A 15,165-nucleotide genomic window follows, 5' to 3' on the forward strand; every position below is an offset into this window, starting at 1 on the left:
CCGAAGTAACGTGACCCACAAGTAGTGAAGCTGACACCTAGATCATCGGGTTTCCCCTACTAGGCCGATATGCTGCGATCAGACGCCGATGCGCCCAAACCGCCCGCATATCCCTTCATTAACCAACAAGATTCAAAGAGCGCGGACACAAAACACGCAGCACACCAGAACTTCTGGCGTACCTGCCGTCTTGCCTCCAGATTGTCTTGCGGTGGTCTTCGCCGCCGCTTCCCGTCCCTTCCGTTCCGCGTTTCCGCTTCTCTTCCGCTTCGGTGAGGGGGCTTTTACGTCCCGACCTCGGGACCCGCAAGCAGAAAATGACGGGAAGATGACGATTTTTTCGGAACACCCATCTTCCTGCATAGTTTCAAGGCGTTATGACCGTACGCCCGCCAGTGTCAGGGGGTCGTGCGTCACCCTGCCCCCGGCAATCGTCAGCGCGATTCCCGTCTTTCCCAGCTGTTCGGCCGGAATCGCCTCGATATCCCCGTCGATCAGCACAAGGTCGGCCGCCATTCCTGCCCGCAGTGTCCCGGTCAAGCCCTCCATATGCGCCGCCCAGGCACCCCCGGACGTGTAGGCCCGCAGCACCTCCATCAGTCCGACTCGTTCGTCCTGGCAGCCGTCGTAGGGCGCGCGCGTCAGCGCCGCCTGGATGCCGCGCATCACGCTGACGTCCGTCACCGGCCAATCCGACGCAAAGGCCAGATGTGCACCGTGATCGGCCAACGTCCTGGTAAGGTAGGCGTCCCGCCACCGCTCGCGATGGAACACATGGGCCATAGTCGACATCGGAAAGTCCATCGCCCCCGGCGGATGCGGCGGCTGCACGCTTGCCGTGATCCCCAGCGCCCCCAGCCTTGGCACGTCCGCGCGATCGATCAGTTCGATATGTTCGATCCGGTGGCGCAGGTCGGGCCGACCGGCCGCCTCATACCCGTCGATGGTCTGCCGCACTGCGCCATCGCCGATGGCATGGACCGCGATCTGCAGGTCCCGGGCCGAGATTTCCCGGCAGACAGCTTCAAATCGATCAGGCTCGAACAGAGGTGCTCCGGTCTCGGTCGTGCCGGGATAGGGATGCAGCATATAGGCGGTGCGGCTGTCCACCACGCCGTCCATGAACATCTTCACGAATCCGCTCGTCACCCACTCCCCGGTGAACTCCGCCGCCATCGCGGAGGCCCGGTCCAGCTCGGACAGCTCCATATGCGGCTTGAAGTGGAACGGCACCTTGACCCGCGCGGTCAGCCGCCCCTCCGCCTCCATCTCTTTCAGCAGCACGCAGGTGTAGCGGTTGCCATCCATGTTCACCATGCTGGTGATCCCGTGCATCGCACAATGCGCCAGACCCGCCGCCACCTTCTCCTTGTCCTTGGCGCGCTGAGCGGCATCGGGCCAGGGCTCCGGCTCGCCCCCGGTCGCGATGCCCAGCTGCAGATGCAGGTCCCCGGTCAGCGCCAGCACCGGGCTGAACGCCTCGAATTCCAGAAGCTCCCCCGTCGCCTTGCCATCCGCCCCCATGACAATGACGTGTCCTTTGGGCATCGCCGCACCCTGCAACAGGCCGGCAGCCTGCAAGGCCGCCGTATTCGCCCAGACCGTATGGTGGTCCGGCGCCATCATTGCGATGGGGCGGTCCGCGATCACCTTGTCCAGATCATGCCTGGTGACCGGATGCTCCAGGATCTCATAGGCTGCCCCCTGCGCCATCAACAGGGGCAAACCTGGGTTCTTCGCTGCATAAGCCCGAAAGAGCCTCGCCAACTCGTCGAACCCGGACACACCGCCCAACTGCAACTGCGACAGCTCGTTGCCGCCCAACACCAGATGGAGGTGGCTCTCCACGAACCCAGGCAACAACGTCCGCCCCGCCGCATCCACGACCCGCGTCCCCGGCCCCGCCAGAGCCTCCACTTCGGCCCGGTCTCCGACCGCCAGGATGTGCCCGCCCGCAAAGGCCACCGCCTCCGCCCGAGAGCGCCCCTCGTCCATCGTCAGGACCTTGGCATTGGTGATGATCATCTCAGGCTGCATCGCCCCACCTTTCATCTTTGCATAAGTATCCCGGGGTCCGGGGCAGCGCCCCGGCGCTCAGCCCCGCGCGACCCGTTCGGCCATGACACACAGCATCTCGAACATCAGCGAAATCCCCAGCCAGGCCGTCCCGCCCGACTGGTCGAAGGGCGGCGAGACCTCGACCAGATCCGCGCCCACGACATCCAGCCCGCGCAGCCCCCGCGCCACCTGCAACGCCTGCCAAGACGTCGGCCCGCCCACCTCCGGCGTTCCCGTGCCGGGAGCAAACGTCGGGTCCACAAAGTCGATGTCATAGGTGACATAGACCGGCCCTTGCCCCACGATCTCCCGTGCCTCGACCATCACGTCCTCGGCCCCCCGCGCATGGAACTCGGCGATCGGGATGATCCTGATGCCGTTGGCGGCGGCAAAGTCCCAGTCCTCGCGCCCGTAGGCCGTGCCGCGGATGCCGATCAGGCAATAGCGCTTGGGGTCGATCAGCCCCTCCTCCACCGCCCGCCGGAACGGAGTCCCGTGATTGTACCGGGACGTCCCGAAATAGACGTCATTCAGGTCGGTATGGCTGTCGAACTGGATCATCCCTACCGGCCGCGCCTTCGCGACGGCCCGCAGGATGGGAAGCGAGCACAGATGGTCCCCGCCCCCCGTCAACGGCCTGATCCCCGCCGCAACCACGCGGGAATAGAACGCCTCCATCCGCGCCATCGAATCCATCAGGTCGGCAGGGTTCGGCGCCACGTCCCCCAGGTCCGCGCAGCGCGCCAGTTCGAACGGAGCCACCCAGGTCGCCCCGTTCATCGCCCGGATCATCGTCGACAGGTCCCGCAACTGGCGCGGCCCGTGGCGCGGCCCCGGCCGGTTGGTCGTCCCGCCGTCCCAGGGCGCTCCGATCAGGCCGATCTGAACCTCGGAAAAACGGGGATGGTCGAACGGCACATGCGGCAACCGCATGAAGGTCGGCACCCCGGCAAAGCGTGGCAGATCAAAGCCCGAGACCGGCTGGAAGAACGTATCCGTCATGCGTGACCCCCTGATTCCCCCGCCATCTGATCAAACGGGCCCCGCCTTGTCAGCCCCGCTTGCGACATCGCGGACGGGGAAAGCTGCCGCCTGGGCATCGCGGGCCTTGACCCGACCCCGCCGATCCCCCCTTATCCAAGGAACCCATTCCTTCAGGATATGCCGATGTTCTCCAAGACCTCCGACCCGACCTCAGCCCCGCCTGTGCCGCGCCCTTCTGCGCCCGGCACCAACTCGGCCCGCTCGGTCCTCGGCGCAGACCTGCGCATCACCGGCGAGATCACCTCCTCAGGCTCGGTCGAGATTCTGGGCGAGATCGAAGGCAACATCACGGCCAATGGCCTCATCATCGGGCAGGAGGGCCGGGTAAAAGGCTCGATCACCGCCCACACGGTCGAGGTGAAGGGCAAGTTCGACGGCAAGGTCTCGTGCGAAAGCTTCACGCTGCGCGCCTCGTCCGAAGTGAAGGCCGACGTGAACGCGACCGCCCTGGTCATTGAAAGCGGCGCCCGGATCGAGGGACGCTTCACCAAACCCAAGGTCTAGGCCGGCGGGATCGAATAGGTCAGGCTCGCCCGGGCGACCGGCTCGGGCGCGCCCTCGCTGAAGACCATGACATCGCCCACCGCCAGGGTCCGGCCCAGCTTCAGCACCCGCGCCTCGCCCAGCAGGTCACGACCTGCGGCGGGCTTGCGCATGAAATCCACCGCACAGTTCGTCGTCACCGCCAGCGCCACCGGCCCGATCCGCGCCAGGATGGCCAGGTACATCGCCACATCCGCCAGCGAAAAGATCGACGGCCCGCTCACCGTGCCGCCCGGCCGCAGGTGCCGCTCTGCCACCTTCAGACGCAGCACCAACCCCTCCGGCCCGACGCGCTCCACCGCGAAATCCGCCGCCAACTGGCCGAAGTCCCGCACCAGAAAGGCGCTCAAAGCCGCCTGATCCATCCTAAGCTGCATCTTCCCCTCATGCGCTGCCCGACCTAGACTGGCGTCAGCCAAAGCGGGATGCAATGAGGGGGATGCAATGACCGACAGCCTGATCCGGCGCCACGACCAGGATGGCATCGCCACCCTGACCCTCGCATCGCCGCAGACGCTGAACGCGCTCTCCACGCCCATGCTGATGGCCCTGGCCGAGACCTTCGCCGCCTGTGCCATCGACGACCGCGTCCGCGTCGTGATCCTGGCGGCCGAGGGCAAGGCTTTCTCTGCCGGCCACGACCTGAAAGAGATGCAGTCCTTCCGCACCGCGCCGGACGGGGGCGAGGCGCAGTTCCATGCGCTTTTCGACCGCTGCGCAGATGTCATGCAGCAGATCGCCGCCCTGCCACAGCCGGTGATCGCCCAGGTCCAGGGCGTCGCCACTGCCGCCGGCTGCCAGCTGGCTTGCACCTGCGACCTGATCGTTGCCTCGCAAACCGTGCGCTTCGGGGTGAACGGCATCAACCTTGGCCTCTTCTGCGCGACCCCCGCCGTCGCCCTGACCCGCCGCCTGGCCCCCGGTGCCGCCTTCGAGCTTCTCACCACCGGCGAGTTCCTTTCGGCCGAGCGCGCTTATGCGATGGGCGTCGTCAACCGCCTTGCCCCGCCCGACCAGCTGGAAGCCGAAACCCTCAAACTTGCCCAGACCATCGCGTCGAAAGACCCCGCCGCAATCCGGCTTGGCAAACGCGCCTTCCAGGCCCAGCTGGGCCAGCCCCTGCGCGACGCCTACGCCGTCGCGGGCAGCCTCATGGTGGAAAACGTCATGCTCCCCGACACCGCCGAGGGCATCCAGGCCTTCATCGAGCGGCGTCCAAAGGCCTGATCCGGTTCAGCCGTCAAACCTCTCGCGCCGCAGCAGCAGAAGCGCCATCAGCGCCAGCCCCGTGACCGCCAGCGCAAGGCACACGGCATAGACCAGCCCCGGCCCTCCCAGCGCAAGAAGCCCCGCCCCGACCGACGGCGCTGCGGCCGAGGCCAGGATCGGCGCCACTGCCGCCGCCCCCGAAATCGCGCCAAAGCCCTGACGGCCCAGGGTCTCGGCGATCAGCACCGGCCGCAGGATCGACGTCAGCCCGAGCCCCGCACCCTGTGCCACGGCGAAACCGAAGATCAACAGCGGCGCGGCCCCGGCAAGCCATAGCAGCACCCCGGCCACGACAATCCCGCCCAGCGAGGCCATCGTCGCCTGCGTCGTCGTCACCCGCGCCCCAGCCGCCAGCAGAACCAGCCGCCCGGCCACTTGCGCGGGGCCGATACAGGCCGCCGCCAGCGCCGCAAGCCCCGGTGCGGCGCCCCGGTCGGCAAACAGGATCAGCGCATAGGTGATCAGGATGCCGTGGTTCAGGTAGACCGCCAGGAAGCCCACGGCAATGATCCAGAAGGCGGGTTTGCGCAACGCGGCCTGCAGAACTCCGGGCGGGTTGGGCGGCACGGCCTGATCTGCCCGCTCGCGCTGGCGCAACTGCCGGACCGCCAGGGCGTTCAGCGGCATCGCCAGCAGGACCAGACCCGCAAAGACGATCAGCGCGCCCTGCCCGCCCAGGGCGCTGCCCAGCCAGTGCCCCAACGGAAAGGCCAGCGTGCCCGCAAACCCGGCGACCAGAGTGACGCTGGTGATCGCGGCCCGCGCTCCATCCCCCAGGCGCCGGGTCAGGAAGGCGAAACAGGTCTCGTACAGGCTGCCCGCCTGCGCGACCCCGATCAGCGCCCAAAGTGCCAGCCATCCGGCCAGGCTGCCCGCCAGCCCCAGGCCCGCCACGCCCAGCGCGCACAGCCCCGGCAGCCAGATCAGCATCTCGCCACCCAGACCCCGGTCCACCAGCCGTCCGGTGAAGGGCGTCAGCGCCGCCATGATCAGGAAGGCCAGCGTCGGCCCCAGCGCCAGCTCACCCTTGGTCCAGCCCGTAGCCGCCACAAGGTCGGGCAAGAGCGCCGGGAAGGAATAATAGCAGCCCGCATAGATCAGCGTCTGCCCCACTGCCAGCAGCCAGACCGCCATGCCGCCCGACTCGATCACGGCCATCTGCCTGTCGCAATCTGCCAGAGCCCGTCCCCGCTCGACTTCGTCTCCTCGTCGGAGCAACCGCCGCGAGGAGTGACGAAGTCATCGACGAGCAGCCCCATGCGGGGGAGCTGGCCAAATCTTGCGATTTCCTTAACGCCCACGGCCAAGCCCTTGAAATCCAATCATGTCCCGCATTTGTCCACTGTGGACACTCCGGCCTCAGACCCCGTAGATCTCGCCGAACTTGGCCTCCAGATAGTCCAGAAGCGGCGCCTCCGACGGTTCGAACCCGCAGGCCCGCCGCACGACATCCCGAGGTTCATACAAGCCTCCATGCCGCTGCAGCCGCTCCCGCAGCCAGCCCGTCGCAGCACTGACGTCACCCTTCGCCATCATCCCGTCCAGCCCCGGAATATCAGCCCGCAGCGCCTTCACCAGGCACCCCGCATAGACATTCCCCAGCGTGTAGGTCGGGAAGTATCCGAACAGCCCACAGGACCAGTGCACGTCCTGCAGCATCCCGTTCGACGGTCGATCCACCGCCACCCCGAAATCGGCGCGGAACCGGTCGTTCCAGGCGGCCTCAAGGTCTTCGACCTGCAACTCCCCCTTGATCAGCGCCCGCTCCAGATCGAACCGCATCATCACATGCAGGTTGTAGTGGATCTCGTCCGCCTCGGTTCGGATGTACCCCGGATGCACCCGGTTCACCGCCTTGTAGAACCCGTCCGCATCCCCGATCCCGAAGTCGCCGAACACCTCGCGCATGCGCCCGTAGAGCCATCCCGTGAACGCCCGGCTCCGCCCCAGCTGATTTTCGTACGACCGACTCTGGCTTTCATGCACCCCCATCGACACGCCCTGCCCGATCGGGGTCAGCGCATAGGCCGGATCGATCCCCTGCTCATAAGCGGCATGCCCGACCTCGTGGATCGTCGAATAGAAACAGTTGAACGGGTCCGTCTCGGCCACCCGCGTCGTGATCCGCACGTCATGGCCCGACCCGGAGGAGAACGGATGCACCGCCAGATCGACCCGGCCCCGCGACCAGTCATAGCCGAAGACCGTTGCCAGTTCCCGGCTCAGTGCCATCTGGTCGTCCTGCCCGAATGTCCCGACGATACCCTTCGGAGCCTCGGCACCCAGCACCTTGCCCCGCAGCGCCACAAGCCGGGGCCGCATCGCATCGAACATCGCCGCTATCGTCGCCCCGGTCATCCCCGGCTCGTAGTCGTCGACCAAGGCGTCATAGGGGTCTCCCCCTGCCGCCAGCGCAGCGCCTTCCGCCCGCTTCAGCTCAACCACCTTCCGCAGCGTCGGCAGGAACCCCGCCACATCCTCGCGTCCCCGGCACTCCGCCCAGACACCTTGCGCCAGTGACATCGTCTTCGCGATCTCTTCGGCCAGCTTCGCCGGAACCTTCATCGTTCGCGCGTAGGAGCGCCGAATCTGCCGCAGCTGCGCCTCGCCCACCGGACTGGGAGCCTTCGCCGCCGCCAGCCACTCCGCCAGCCGCGGATCGGTCCGCCGCGCGTGCAATACCCCTTCCAGCGCCCCGATCTCCTCGGCCCGCTGACCCGCGCTGCCTTCGGGCATCACCGTCTCCTGGTCCCAGCCCAGACGGCCGGCGACCTGCGTCAAAGCCTCGGTCTGGCGCTGGAACGCCATCAGATCATCATACGCGTTCATGCCGTGCCTTCCCGGATCGACCCCGCCACGGGGAATTGAGACAAGTGCCGCGCCCGCAGGATCAGCACCCAAAGGATCACCGCGCCGATCTGGTGGGTGATCGCGACATGGACATGCGCCACGGTCAAGACCGTTGCGATTCCCAGCGCCATCTGCACCACCAGCATCGCCATGACCTGATGGAACGCGGACTGCGTGGCCTGATAGGCCGACCGCCGTCCGCGAAGCCAGACCACGATGCCGAAGACGAACAGAAGATAGCCCGACATCCGGTGGATGAACTGCACGAGGCCGGGGTTCTCGAAGAACGCATGCCAGACGGCCAGACTGCCGCCCTGCCCGTCCGGCACATAAAAAGCGTCCGCCGGGAAGAACTGCCCGTTCATCAGGGGCCAGGTCGGGAAGGCGCGGCCCGCGTCGATCCCGGCCACAAGCGCGCCCAAGAGGATCTGCAGGAAGGTGAAGTGCATCAGGCCGGTCGAAAGCGAGTAAAGCTTCGCCTCCCGCCCACGCCGTGCGGTCATCAACTCTGCCTCGGTCCGCCCAAGCAGGAAGACATACCAGGCCAGGAACCCCAGGATCACGAAGGCCAGGCCCAGATGGGTTGCCAGGCGATACGAGGCCACGTCCACTCTGTCTCCTGACAAGCCGGATGCAACCATCCACCACCCGATCGCCCCCTGCGCACCGCCAAGCGCGCCAAGCAGCAAAAGCCGTCCGGTCCAGCCTGGCGGTATCTGGCGTGCGACGGCAAAGCCCAGAAAACCCACGGCCCAGACCAGCCCGATCAACCGGCCAAGCTGTCGGTGACCCCATTCCCACCAGTAGATGAACTTGAACTCTTCAAGGCTCATGCCCTTGTTCTGCAATTGATATTCCGGGATCGCCCGGTACTTCTCGAACTCCGAATCCCAGGTTGCCTCGTCCATCGGTGGCAGGGCCCCGGTCACGGGCCGCCACTCTGTGATCGACAACCCGCTGTCCGTCAGCCGCGTCAGCCCGCCCACCGCGATCATGGTTGCAACCATCAGGAAAAGCGCCACCAGCCAAAGCCGTATGCCGCGCCGAGCCCCCTTGGGCCGCGCGTCGATCCCCCCGCCCGAGGGCACCACAGGGGCCTTCTCATCCGCCCCGACCTCTTCGAAAATGCTGCGCTTCGTGGCCATCCGATGAACCTTTCCGTCTTGGGCCGGACACTAGGCCCGCCCTCCCTCGCCTTCAAGGCCCTGCGGCAATGCTGCGGGACCGCTTCTCGACAACTTCGTCTCTCGTCGCTGCGGCCCAGGTCTTGCGACGAGAAGACGAAGTCGAACGAGGAGCCTCCCCCACGCCCGCCGCTTGAGCATCCGCCCCGCTTCCTGTATCCCCGCGTTTTGATCCCTGCCCGAAAGCCCGACCCATGAAGTTCCTCGACCTCGCACGCGTCTACATCCGCTCTGGCGGCGGCGGGGCCGGCTGCGTGTCGTTCCGGCGCGAGAAGTTCGTAGAATTCGGCGGGCCAGACGGCGGCGACGGCGGCCACGGCGGGTCAGTCTGGGCGGAGGCTGTCGAGGGGCTGAACACGCTGATCGACTACCGCTACCAGCAGCATTTCTTCGCCAAGTCCGGCCAGCCCGGCATGGGCAGCCAGAAGACCGGCAAGACTGGCGACGACATCACCTTGAAGGTCCCCCTGGGCACCGAAATCCTGGACGAGGACGAGGAAACCGTTCTCGCCGACCTGACCCGCGTCGGGCAGCGCGTGCTCTTGGCCCAGGGTGGCAACGGCGGCTGGGGCAACCTGCGGTTCAAATCCTCGACCAACCGCGCGCCCGCCCGCGCCAACCCCGGTCAGGACGGCATCGAGCGTACGATCTGGCTGCGGCTGAAACTGATCGCCGATGCCGGCCTTGTCGGTTTGCCGAACGCGGGGAAATCCACATTCCTTGCGGCCGTGTCGAACGCCCGGCCGAAGATCGCGGACTACCCCTTCACCACACTGGTCCCGAACCTGGGCGTCGTCGGCATCGACGGGCATGAATTCGTCATGGCCGACATTCCCGGCCTGATCGAGGGCGCATCGGAAGGCCGTGGTCTTGGAACCCAGTTCCTGGCGCACGTCGAACGCTGCAAGGTCCTGTTGCACCTCGTCGATGGCACATCCTCGACCATCACCGCCGACTACCGCACCATCGTGACCGAGCTTGAGGCCTATTCCGACCTTCTCGGCGACAAGTCGCGGATCGTGGCATTGAACAAGACCGACGCGATGGACGCCAAGCAGATCAGCGACCGGCGCCGCGCGTTGGAGAAGGCGTCCGGCGGCCCGGTCCACGTGATTTCCGGCGTCTCCGGCAAGGGTCTGCCCGAGGTGCTGCGCGCGCTTTACGCCACCATCACCGCCGCCGCCCCGGTCAAGGAGACAGGCCCGTGGCAACCCTGACCGCCAGTCTGACGGCCCCGGATATTCGCCACGCGAAGCGGTTGGTGGTGAAGATAGGGTCAGCCCTCCTCGTCGACCGCAAGACCGGGCTCAAGCACGACTGGCTCTCCGCGCTGGCGCTGGATGTGGTCGAGGCCAAGGCGCGCGGCACCGACGTCGTCCTCGTCTCCTCCGGCTCGATTGCGCTGGGTCGCAAGGTGCTGAACCTCGGCACCGGGGTCCTGACGCTGGAACAATCCCAGGCAGCGGCCGCAGTCGGGCAGATCCGTCTGGCCCGCGCCTATGAGGAAGTCCTGGCCCCGCACGGCATCACCACCGCGCAGGTGCTGGTGACGCTGGAGGATACCGAGGACCGCCGCCGTTACCTGAACTCACGCGCGACGATGGAGACACTGCTGGGGCTGGGCGTTGTGCCGATCGTGAACGAGAACGACACCGTGGCAACCGACGAGATCCGCTTCGGCGACAATGACCGCCTCGCAGCACAGATCGCGGTGACCGTGGGTGCGGACCAGCTGGTCCTCCTGTCAGACGTCGACGGCTTCTACACCGCCAACCCGAAGGAAGATGCCAGCGCCGCCCGCTTTGACGTGGTGGATACGATCACCCCCGAGATCGAGGCGATGGCGGGCGATCCGATCAGCGGGTTGTCCAAGGGCGGGATGAAGACCAAGCTTCTGGCCGCCAAGACCGCCATCGCGGGCGGTTGCGCGATGGCGATCATGGAAGGGTCCACCCTGCGGCCGCTCAAGGCGCTGGCCGAGGGCGCGACCCGTACCTGGTTCGTCCCGTCCGCCGACCCGCATGTCGCGCGGAAACGCTGGATCAATGCGATGAAGCCGAAGGGCGAACTCGTGCTGGACGCAGGCGCGGTGGCGGCGTTGCGCGCCGGGAAAAGCCTTCTGCCAGCAGGGGTTACGAAAGTCGCCGGCAGCTTCGGACGCGGTGAGCCGGTGGCGATCCTGTCGCCCGAAGGAGTGGTTCTCGGCAAGGGTCTGGTGCGCTATACCTCGACTGAGGCCCGCAAGATCGCCGGGCACCGGTCGGGCGAGATCGAGGCGATCCTTGGCTATCAGGGCCGCGCGGCGCTGGTGCATCGGGACGACATGGTGGTTTGAGGGCCCCAAATTCCTTCGAAGGAATTTGCAAAAGTTTTCGAAAACTTTTGCGCCCCACATGAAACGGAGCGACAGAATGGACGGCCAGTTCACCGATCTGATGACCGATATCGGCCAGAAGGCCCGCGCGGCTGCAGCAGAGCTTGCCTGTGCCTCCTCGGAACGGAAAGCGGCCGCCCTGATCGCCGCCGCCGATGCCGTCTGGAACCGGCGGCAGGAAATCTTCGACGCCAACACGCTCGACCTCGACGCCGCCGATCAGCGGGGCATCACCCCTGCCATGCGCGACCGCCTGCGCCTCGACGACACCCGCCTGCGCGGCATCGTCGATGCGCTGCGCCAGATCGCCGAACAGAAAGACCCGGTGGGCCGCATCCTCGCCGAATGGGACCGCCCGAACGGGTTGCACATCCAGCGCGTTGCCACGCCCCTGGGCGTCGTCGGCGTGATCTACGAATCCCGCCCCAACGTCACCGCCGACGCAGGTGCCCTGTGCCTGAAATCCGGCAATGCCGTGATCCTGCGCGGCGGGTCGGAAAGCTTCGAGACTTCCGAGGCGATCCATTCCTGCATGGTCGACGGCCTGAAATCCGCGAACCTGCCCCTGACCTCGATCCAGTTCATCCCGACCCGCGACCGCGAGATGGTGACGGCCATGCTGCAGGCCACCAACTATATTGATGTCATCGTCCCCCGTGGTGGCAAGGGCCTTGTCGGCCTTGTCCAGCGCGAGGCGCGTGTCCCGGTTTTCGCCCACCTTGAAGGGATCTGCCACGTCTACGCCGACCGCGACGCCGACCTTGAGAAAGCCCGCCGCGTGGTCCTGAACGCCAAGACCCGCCGCACCGGCATCTGCGGCTCGGCCGAGTGCCTGCTGATCGACTGGCAGTTCTACACCAAGCATGGTGCCGTGCTGATCGAAGACTTGCTGAAAGCTGGCGTCGAGGTTCGCACCGAGGGCGAGTTGCTGAAGATCCCGGGCACGAAGAAAGCTGCGCCGGATGATTTCGGGCGCGAATTCCTGGACATGATCATCGCGGCCAAGCTGGTTGACGGCGTGGACGAAGCCATCGCCCATATCCGCAAATATGGCTCCAGCCATACCGAGGCGATCCTGACCGAGAACGACGCCGCCGCGCAGCGTTTCTTCGACCGTCTGGATTCGGCGATCCTGATGCGCAATGCCAGCACCCAGTTTGCCGATGGCGGCGAGTTCGGGATGGGCGCAGAGATCGGCATCGCCACCGGAAAGATGCATGCCCGCGGTCCCGTCGGGGCCGAGCAGCTGTGCAGCTTCAAGTATCTGGTGACCGGCGACGGGACGATCCGCAGCTAGAAGGTCAGCCGGATCGTCGTCTCGCCGATTTCGGTGATCAGCCTGCGGCCCTGCCGCGCCAGCTCGTCCGGGACCAGCGCGAAATGCACCTGCGCCGCCCCGATCTCGGCCGGTGCGCGCGGTTCGGTCAACACTTCCCACAGCGCGGGGTCCACCTTCAGTCTTGGCGCCTCGGCTTGGATCGACCAGCCCGCATCGCCACGGAACACGCTGACCTTGCCGCCATAGGCCAGCGCACTTTCCAGGCATTGCAGAAGCAGGAACACCAGCCGCACCTCGCGCCGCGACAGGTCGGTGGGGCTGGTCCAGCCGTATGCAACCCGCCCCCCGCGCGACAGGTCGCCCAGGATCGAGGCCACTTCGGATCGCGCGATCCGCTGGTCACTGGACGCCTGACCGAAGCAGATGCGGAAGAACCGGATCCGCGCGTTGGCATTCGCCACGCTTTCCGAGATCAGCGCCATCTCGGGGCGCGTGGCGCCCGGTTCCATGGCCAGAAGCTCCACGCCGTTGCCTATCGCCCCGATCGGGCTGATAAGGTCGTGGCAAATGCGCGAGGCGATCAGGGCAGCTAGGTCAGGCTTCTCTTGCATCTTCAAACCGGGGCAAAGGACGGGAAATGACGGCAATTCTGGAACCGGGCATGCTGGTGCGCCACCCGGATCAGCCGGACTGGGGTCTGGGTCAGGTACAGTCGAACATCGACAACAAGGTGACAGTGAACTTCGAACATGCCGGGAAGGTCGTGATCGACAGCAAGCGCGTCTTCCTTTTGCCGGTGGCGGGCTCTGATCACCCATAGTGCGAATCTCCGGCCGAAACTCAACCGGGAATTGCTGCGCCTTTTGCACGCAGGGCCAAATGGTTGCAATGCCGCCAGCCCATGTCTAAGTCAGGTCAGCCGAAGCCTCAGCGATGCCGATGACCATCGAAGCGCCCCCCTACGCCGTCCGGCTGGCCACCACGCCCGAGGACCTGACCGCGGCGCAGGCGCTGCGCTACCAGGTCTTTGTGCAGGAGCTTGGCGGCAATGGCCCGATGGTGGACCATGACCGGGGCCTTGAACGCGACGCCTTCGACCCGTTCTTCGACCACCTGATCCTCGTCGACCGCCGCATCGACCCCGCCAGCCATGCCCATGTCATCGGTGCCTACCGGGTGCTGCCCTGCGACCGCCGCCCCGCCGCCGGGCGCTTCTATTCCGAGACCGAATACGACCTGACCCCCCTCCTCGCCTCGGGTCGCAAGCTTCTTGAACTCGGCCGGTCCTGCGTCCATGCCGACCATCGCGGCGGAACGGCGATGTTCCACCTGTGGAACGGGCTGGCCGAATACGTCCTGGACCGCGGGATCGAGATCCTCTTCGGTGCGGCAAGCTTCCACGGCACCGACATCGCCGCCCTGGCCGAACCGCTGTCGTGGCTCTATCGTCACCACTTGGCGCCCTCTTCGATGCGGGTCCGCGCCCTCCCCCCGGGCCGGCAGGAGATGGACCTGATCCCCGCCGACCGCCTGGACCGTCGCGCCGCGATGGCGGCCACCCCGGCGCTGATCAAGGCCTACCTCAGGCTCGGCGGCTTTGTCGGCGACGGCGCCTGGATCGACCGCGACTTCAACACGACCGATGTCTGCCTGGTGATGGACACCGGCCAGATGTCGGCCCGCCACCGCGAATTCCTGGTCCGAAGGGCGGGCGCATGACCGCCTGGAAAGACATCCCGCCGCCACCCTTGCGCATCACCCCGCTTGGCTGGCTTCGGGTGCTCTGGCGCGGCGCGCTGGTCGGCTCGGTGACCTATGGTGGGCTTCTGGTGCTCCTCGCCGTGCGCCTAGTCGAATGGCCGCTCTTTGGTCAGGCCAGGCCGGTGACGCCGCATATCACCAAGGCGGTCTGCCGTCTGGCGCTTTTCCTTTTGCGGCTGCCGCTCACCATCCACGGCCGCCCGATGACCCGGCCCGGGGCGATCGTCGCCAACCATTCCTCCTGGCTTGACATCTTCGTCCTGAATGCTGCCCAGACCGTATACTTCGTCGCCAAGTCCGAAGTCGCGGGGTGGCCCGGCATCGGCTGGCTGGCCCGTGCGACGGGAACCGTCTTCATCGCCCGCAAGGGAACCGAAGCGAAGAAACATCAGGAAATCTTCGAATCCCGCCTGCAGGCCGGTCACCGGCTTTTGTTCTTCCCCGAGGGCACCAGCACGGACGCGATCCGCGTTCTGCCCTTCAAGTCGACGCTCTTCGAGGCGTTCTTTTCCCCCGCCCTGGAACGCACGATGCACATCCAGCCGGTGACCGTGATCTTCCATGCGCCCCAGGGCGAAGATCCCCGGCACTACGGCTGGTGGGGCGACATGGAGTTCGCAGGCCACCTGCTGAAAATGCTTGTCACCCCGCAGCATGGGCGGGTCGAGGTGATCTTCCACCCCGAAGTTCCGGTGGACGCGTTCGAGAACCGCAAGGTGCTGGCCCAGCATTGCGAGCGCGTGATCCGCACGGCGCATGTCAAAGCGGAAGCGTAGGGTGGGCGCTATCGCCCACCCTACTCG

The 15,165-nt window shown here is 66.4% G+C and carries 15 protein-coding genes; 8 read left to right on the forward strand and 7 right to left on the reverse strand.

Annotated features, from left to right (window positions below):
* Positions 1-375: 375 nt before the first annotated feature.
* Positions 376-2,037 carry an amidohydrolase gene (locus Q8M85_RS04950; RefSeq protein WP_305541046.1) on the reverse strand — a complete coding sequence of 554 codons (1,662 nt, stop codon included), beginning with the start codon at positions 2,035-2,037 and terminating at the stop codon, positions 376-378.
* A gap of 57 nt (positions 2,038-2,094) precedes the next feature.
* Positions 2,095-3,060: an agmatinase gene (locus Q8M85_RS04955; RefSeq protein WP_305541049.1), complete on the reverse strand. Its 966-nt coding sequence runs from the start codon at positions 3,058-3,060 to the stop codon at positions 2,095-2,097.
* A 165-nt stretch (positions 3,061-3,225) separates the two neighbouring features.
* On the opposite strand from Q8M85_RS04955, the gene Q8M85_RS04960 reads away from it, so the two are divergent.
* Entirely contained in the window at positions 3,226-3,606 is a 381-nt protein-coding gene (locus Q8M85_RS04960) for a polymer-forming cytoskeletal protein (protein ID WP_305541051.1), read from the forward strand.
* Here the strand turns inward: Q8M85_RS04960 and Q8M85_RS04965 are convergent.
* Positions 3,603-4,022 carry a PaaI family thioesterase gene (locus tag Q8M85_RS04965; protein WP_305541053.1) on the reverse strand — a complete coding sequence of 140 codons (420 nt, stop codon included), beginning with the start codon at positions 4,020-4,022 and terminating at the stop codon, positions 3,603-3,605. The genes Q8M85_RS04960 and Q8M85_RS04965 overlap by 4 nt on opposite strands.
* Before the next feature lie 67 nt (positions 4,023-4,089).
* Here Q8M85_RS04965 and Q8M85_RS04970 point away from each other — a divergent pair, with 67 nt between their 5' ends.
* On the forward strand, positions 4,090-4,872 hold the full coding sequence (locus Q8M85_RS04970) for an enoyl-CoA hydratase (protein WP_305541056.1): 783 nt from the start codon (positions 4,090-4,092) through the stop codon (positions 4,870-4,872).
* 6 nt (positions 4,873-4,878) lie between these two features.
* Here Q8M85_RS04970 and Q8M85_RS04975 read toward each other — a convergent pair whose 3' ends face one another.
* The 3 genes from Q8M85_RS04975 to ctaA all read right to left on the reverse strand — a co-directional run bounded on the left by Q8M85_RS04975 (position 4,879) and on the right by ctaA (position 8,909).
* Entirely contained in the window at positions 4,879-6,072 is a 1,194-nt protein-coding gene (locus Q8M85_RS04975) for an MFS transporter (protein WP_305541058.1), read from the reverse strand.
* A gap of 201 nt (positions 6,073-6,273) precedes the next feature.
* On the reverse strand, positions 6,274-7,743 hold the full coding sequence (locus tag Q8M85_RS04980; protein WP_305541061.1) for a carboxypeptidase M32: 1,470 nt from the start codon (positions 7,741-7,743) through the stop codon (positions 6,274-6,276).
* Complete coding sequence (gene ctaA / locus Q8M85_RS04985; protein WP_305541063.1) at positions 7,740-8,909, reverse strand: heme A synthase; 1,170 nt, start codon at positions 8,907-8,909, stop codon at positions 7,740-7,742. Before ctaA ends, Q8M85_RS04980 begins: the two co-directional genes overlap by 4 nt.
* Positions 8,910-9,142: 233 nt before the next feature.
* On the opposite strand from ctaA, the gene obgE reads away from it, so the two are divergent.
* From obgE to Q8M85_RS05000, 3 genes are all read left to right on the forward strand, one after another.
* Positions 9,143-10,165, forward strand: a complete 1,023-nt coding sequence (gene obgE / locus Q8M85_RS04990) for a GTPase ObgE (protein WP_305541066.1) — start codon at positions 9,143-9,145, stop codon at positions 10,163-10,165.
* Entirely contained in the window at positions 10,153-11,283 is a 1,131-nt protein-coding gene (gene proB, locus Q8M85_RS04995) for a glutamate 5-kinase (protein ID WP_305541069.1), read from the forward strand. Before obgE ends, proB begins: the two co-directional genes overlap by 13 nt.
* A gap of 76 nt (positions 11,284-11,359) precedes the next feature.
* The gene (locus Q8M85_RS05000; RefSeq protein WP_305541072.1) at positions 11,360-12,619 is read left to right on the forward strand and encodes a glutamate-5-semialdehyde dehydrogenase; all 1,260 of its coding nucleotides are present in this window, start codon (positions 11,360-11,362) and stop codon (positions 12,617-12,619) included.
* Here Q8M85_RS05000 and Q8M85_RS05005 read toward each other — a convergent pair.
* Complete coding sequence (locus tag Q8M85_RS05005; RefSeq protein ID WP_305541075.1) at positions 12,616-13,212, reverse strand: histidine phosphotransferase family protein; 597 nt, start codon at positions 13,210-13,212, stop codon at positions 12,616-12,618. The genes Q8M85_RS05000 and Q8M85_RS05005 overlap by 4 nt on opposite strands.
* Positions 13,213-13,238: 26 nt before the next feature.
* On the opposite strand from Q8M85_RS05005, the gene Q8M85_RS05010 reads away from it, so the two are divergent.
* From Q8M85_RS05010 to Q8M85_RS05020, 3 genes are all read left to right on the forward strand, one after another.
* Positions 13,239-13,421: a DUF3553 domain-containing protein gene (locus tag Q8M85_RS05010; protein WP_305541078.1), complete on the forward strand. Its 183-nt coding sequence runs from the start codon at positions 13,239-13,241 to the stop codon at positions 13,419-13,421.
* A 119-nt stretch (positions 13,422-13,540) separates the two neighbouring features.
* Positions 13,541-14,320, forward strand: a complete 780-nt coding sequence (locus Q8M85_RS05015) for a GNAT family N-acetyltransferase (protein WP_305542965.1) — start codon at positions 13,541-13,543, stop codon at positions 14,318-14,320.
* A complete protein-coding gene (locus tag Q8M85_RS05020; RefSeq protein ID WP_305541081.1) occupies positions 14,317-15,138 on the forward strand; it encodes a 1-acyl-sn-glycerol-3-phosphate acyltransferase in 822 nt (273 codons plus the stop codon). Before Q8M85_RS05015 ends, Q8M85_RS05020 begins: the two co-directional genes overlap by 4 nt.
* Positions 15,139-15,165 lie beyond the last annotated feature (27 nt).

The organism is Tabrizicola sp. (assembly GCF_030694085.1).
Lineage (GTDB): Bacteria > Pseudomonadota > Alphaproteobacteria > Rhodobacterales > Rhodobacteraceae > Tabrizicola.

Excerpts from the sequence above, each read along its gene's own strand:
- Q8M85_RS04980 (WP_305541061.1), bottom strand. The coding sequence starts at position 7,743 with ATGAACGCGTATGATGATCTGATGGCGTTCCAGCGCCAGACCGAGGCT.
- Q8M85_RS05010 (WP_305541078.1), top strand. The coding sequence starts at position 13,239 with ATGACGGCAATTCTGGAACCGGGCATGCTGGTGCGCCACCCGGATCAG.
- ctaA (WP_305541063.1), bottom strand. The coding sequence starts at position 8,909 with ATGGCCACGAAGCGCAGCATTTTCGAAGAGGTCGGGGCGGATGAGAAG.
- Q8M85_RS04950 (WP_305541046.1), bottom strand. The coding sequence starts at position 2,037 with ATGCAGCCTGAGATGATCATCACCAATGCCAAGGTCCTGACGATGGAC.
- Q8M85_RS05000 (WP_305541072.1), top strand. The coding sequence starts at position 11,360 with ATGGACGGCCAGTTCACCGATCTGATGACCGATATCGGCCAGAAGGCC.
- Q8M85_RS05020 (WP_305541081.1), top strand. The coding sequence starts at position 14,317 with ATGACCGCCTGGAAAGACATCCCGCCGCCACCCTTGCGCATCACCCCG.
- obgE (WP_305541066.1), top strand. The coding sequence starts at position 9,143 with ATGAAGTTCCTCGACCTCGCACGCGTCTACATCCGCTCTGGCGGCGGC.
- Q8M85_RS05005 (WP_305541075.1), bottom strand. The coding sequence starts at position 13,212 with ATGCAAGAGAAGCCTGACCTAGCTGCCCTGATCGCCTCGCGCATTTGC.
- Q8M85_RS04965 (WP_305541053.1), bottom strand. The coding sequence starts at position 4,022 with ATGCAGCTTAGGATGGATCAGGCGGCTTTGAGCGCCTTTCTGGTGCGG.
- Q8M85_RS05015 (WP_305542965.1), top strand. The coding sequence starts at position 13,541 with ATGACCATCGAAGCGCCCCCCTACGCCGTCCGGCTGGCCACCACGCCC.
- Q8M85_RS04955 (WP_305541049.1), bottom strand. The coding sequence starts at position 3,060 with ATGACGGATACGTTCTTCCAGCCGGTCTCGGGCTTTGATCTGCCACGC.
- Q8M85_RS04970 (WP_305541056.1), top strand. The coding sequence starts at position 4,090 with ATGACCGACAGCCTGATCCGGCGCCACGACCAGGATGGCATCGCCACC.
- Q8M85_RS04975 (WP_305541058.1), bottom strand. The coding sequence starts at position 6,072 with ATGGCCGTGATCGAGTCGGGCGGCATGGCGGTCTGGCTGCTGGCAGTG.
- Q8M85_RS04960 (WP_305541051.1), top strand. The coding sequence starts at position 3,226 with ATGTTCTCCAAGACCTCCGACCCGACCTCAGCCCCGCCTGTGCCGCGC.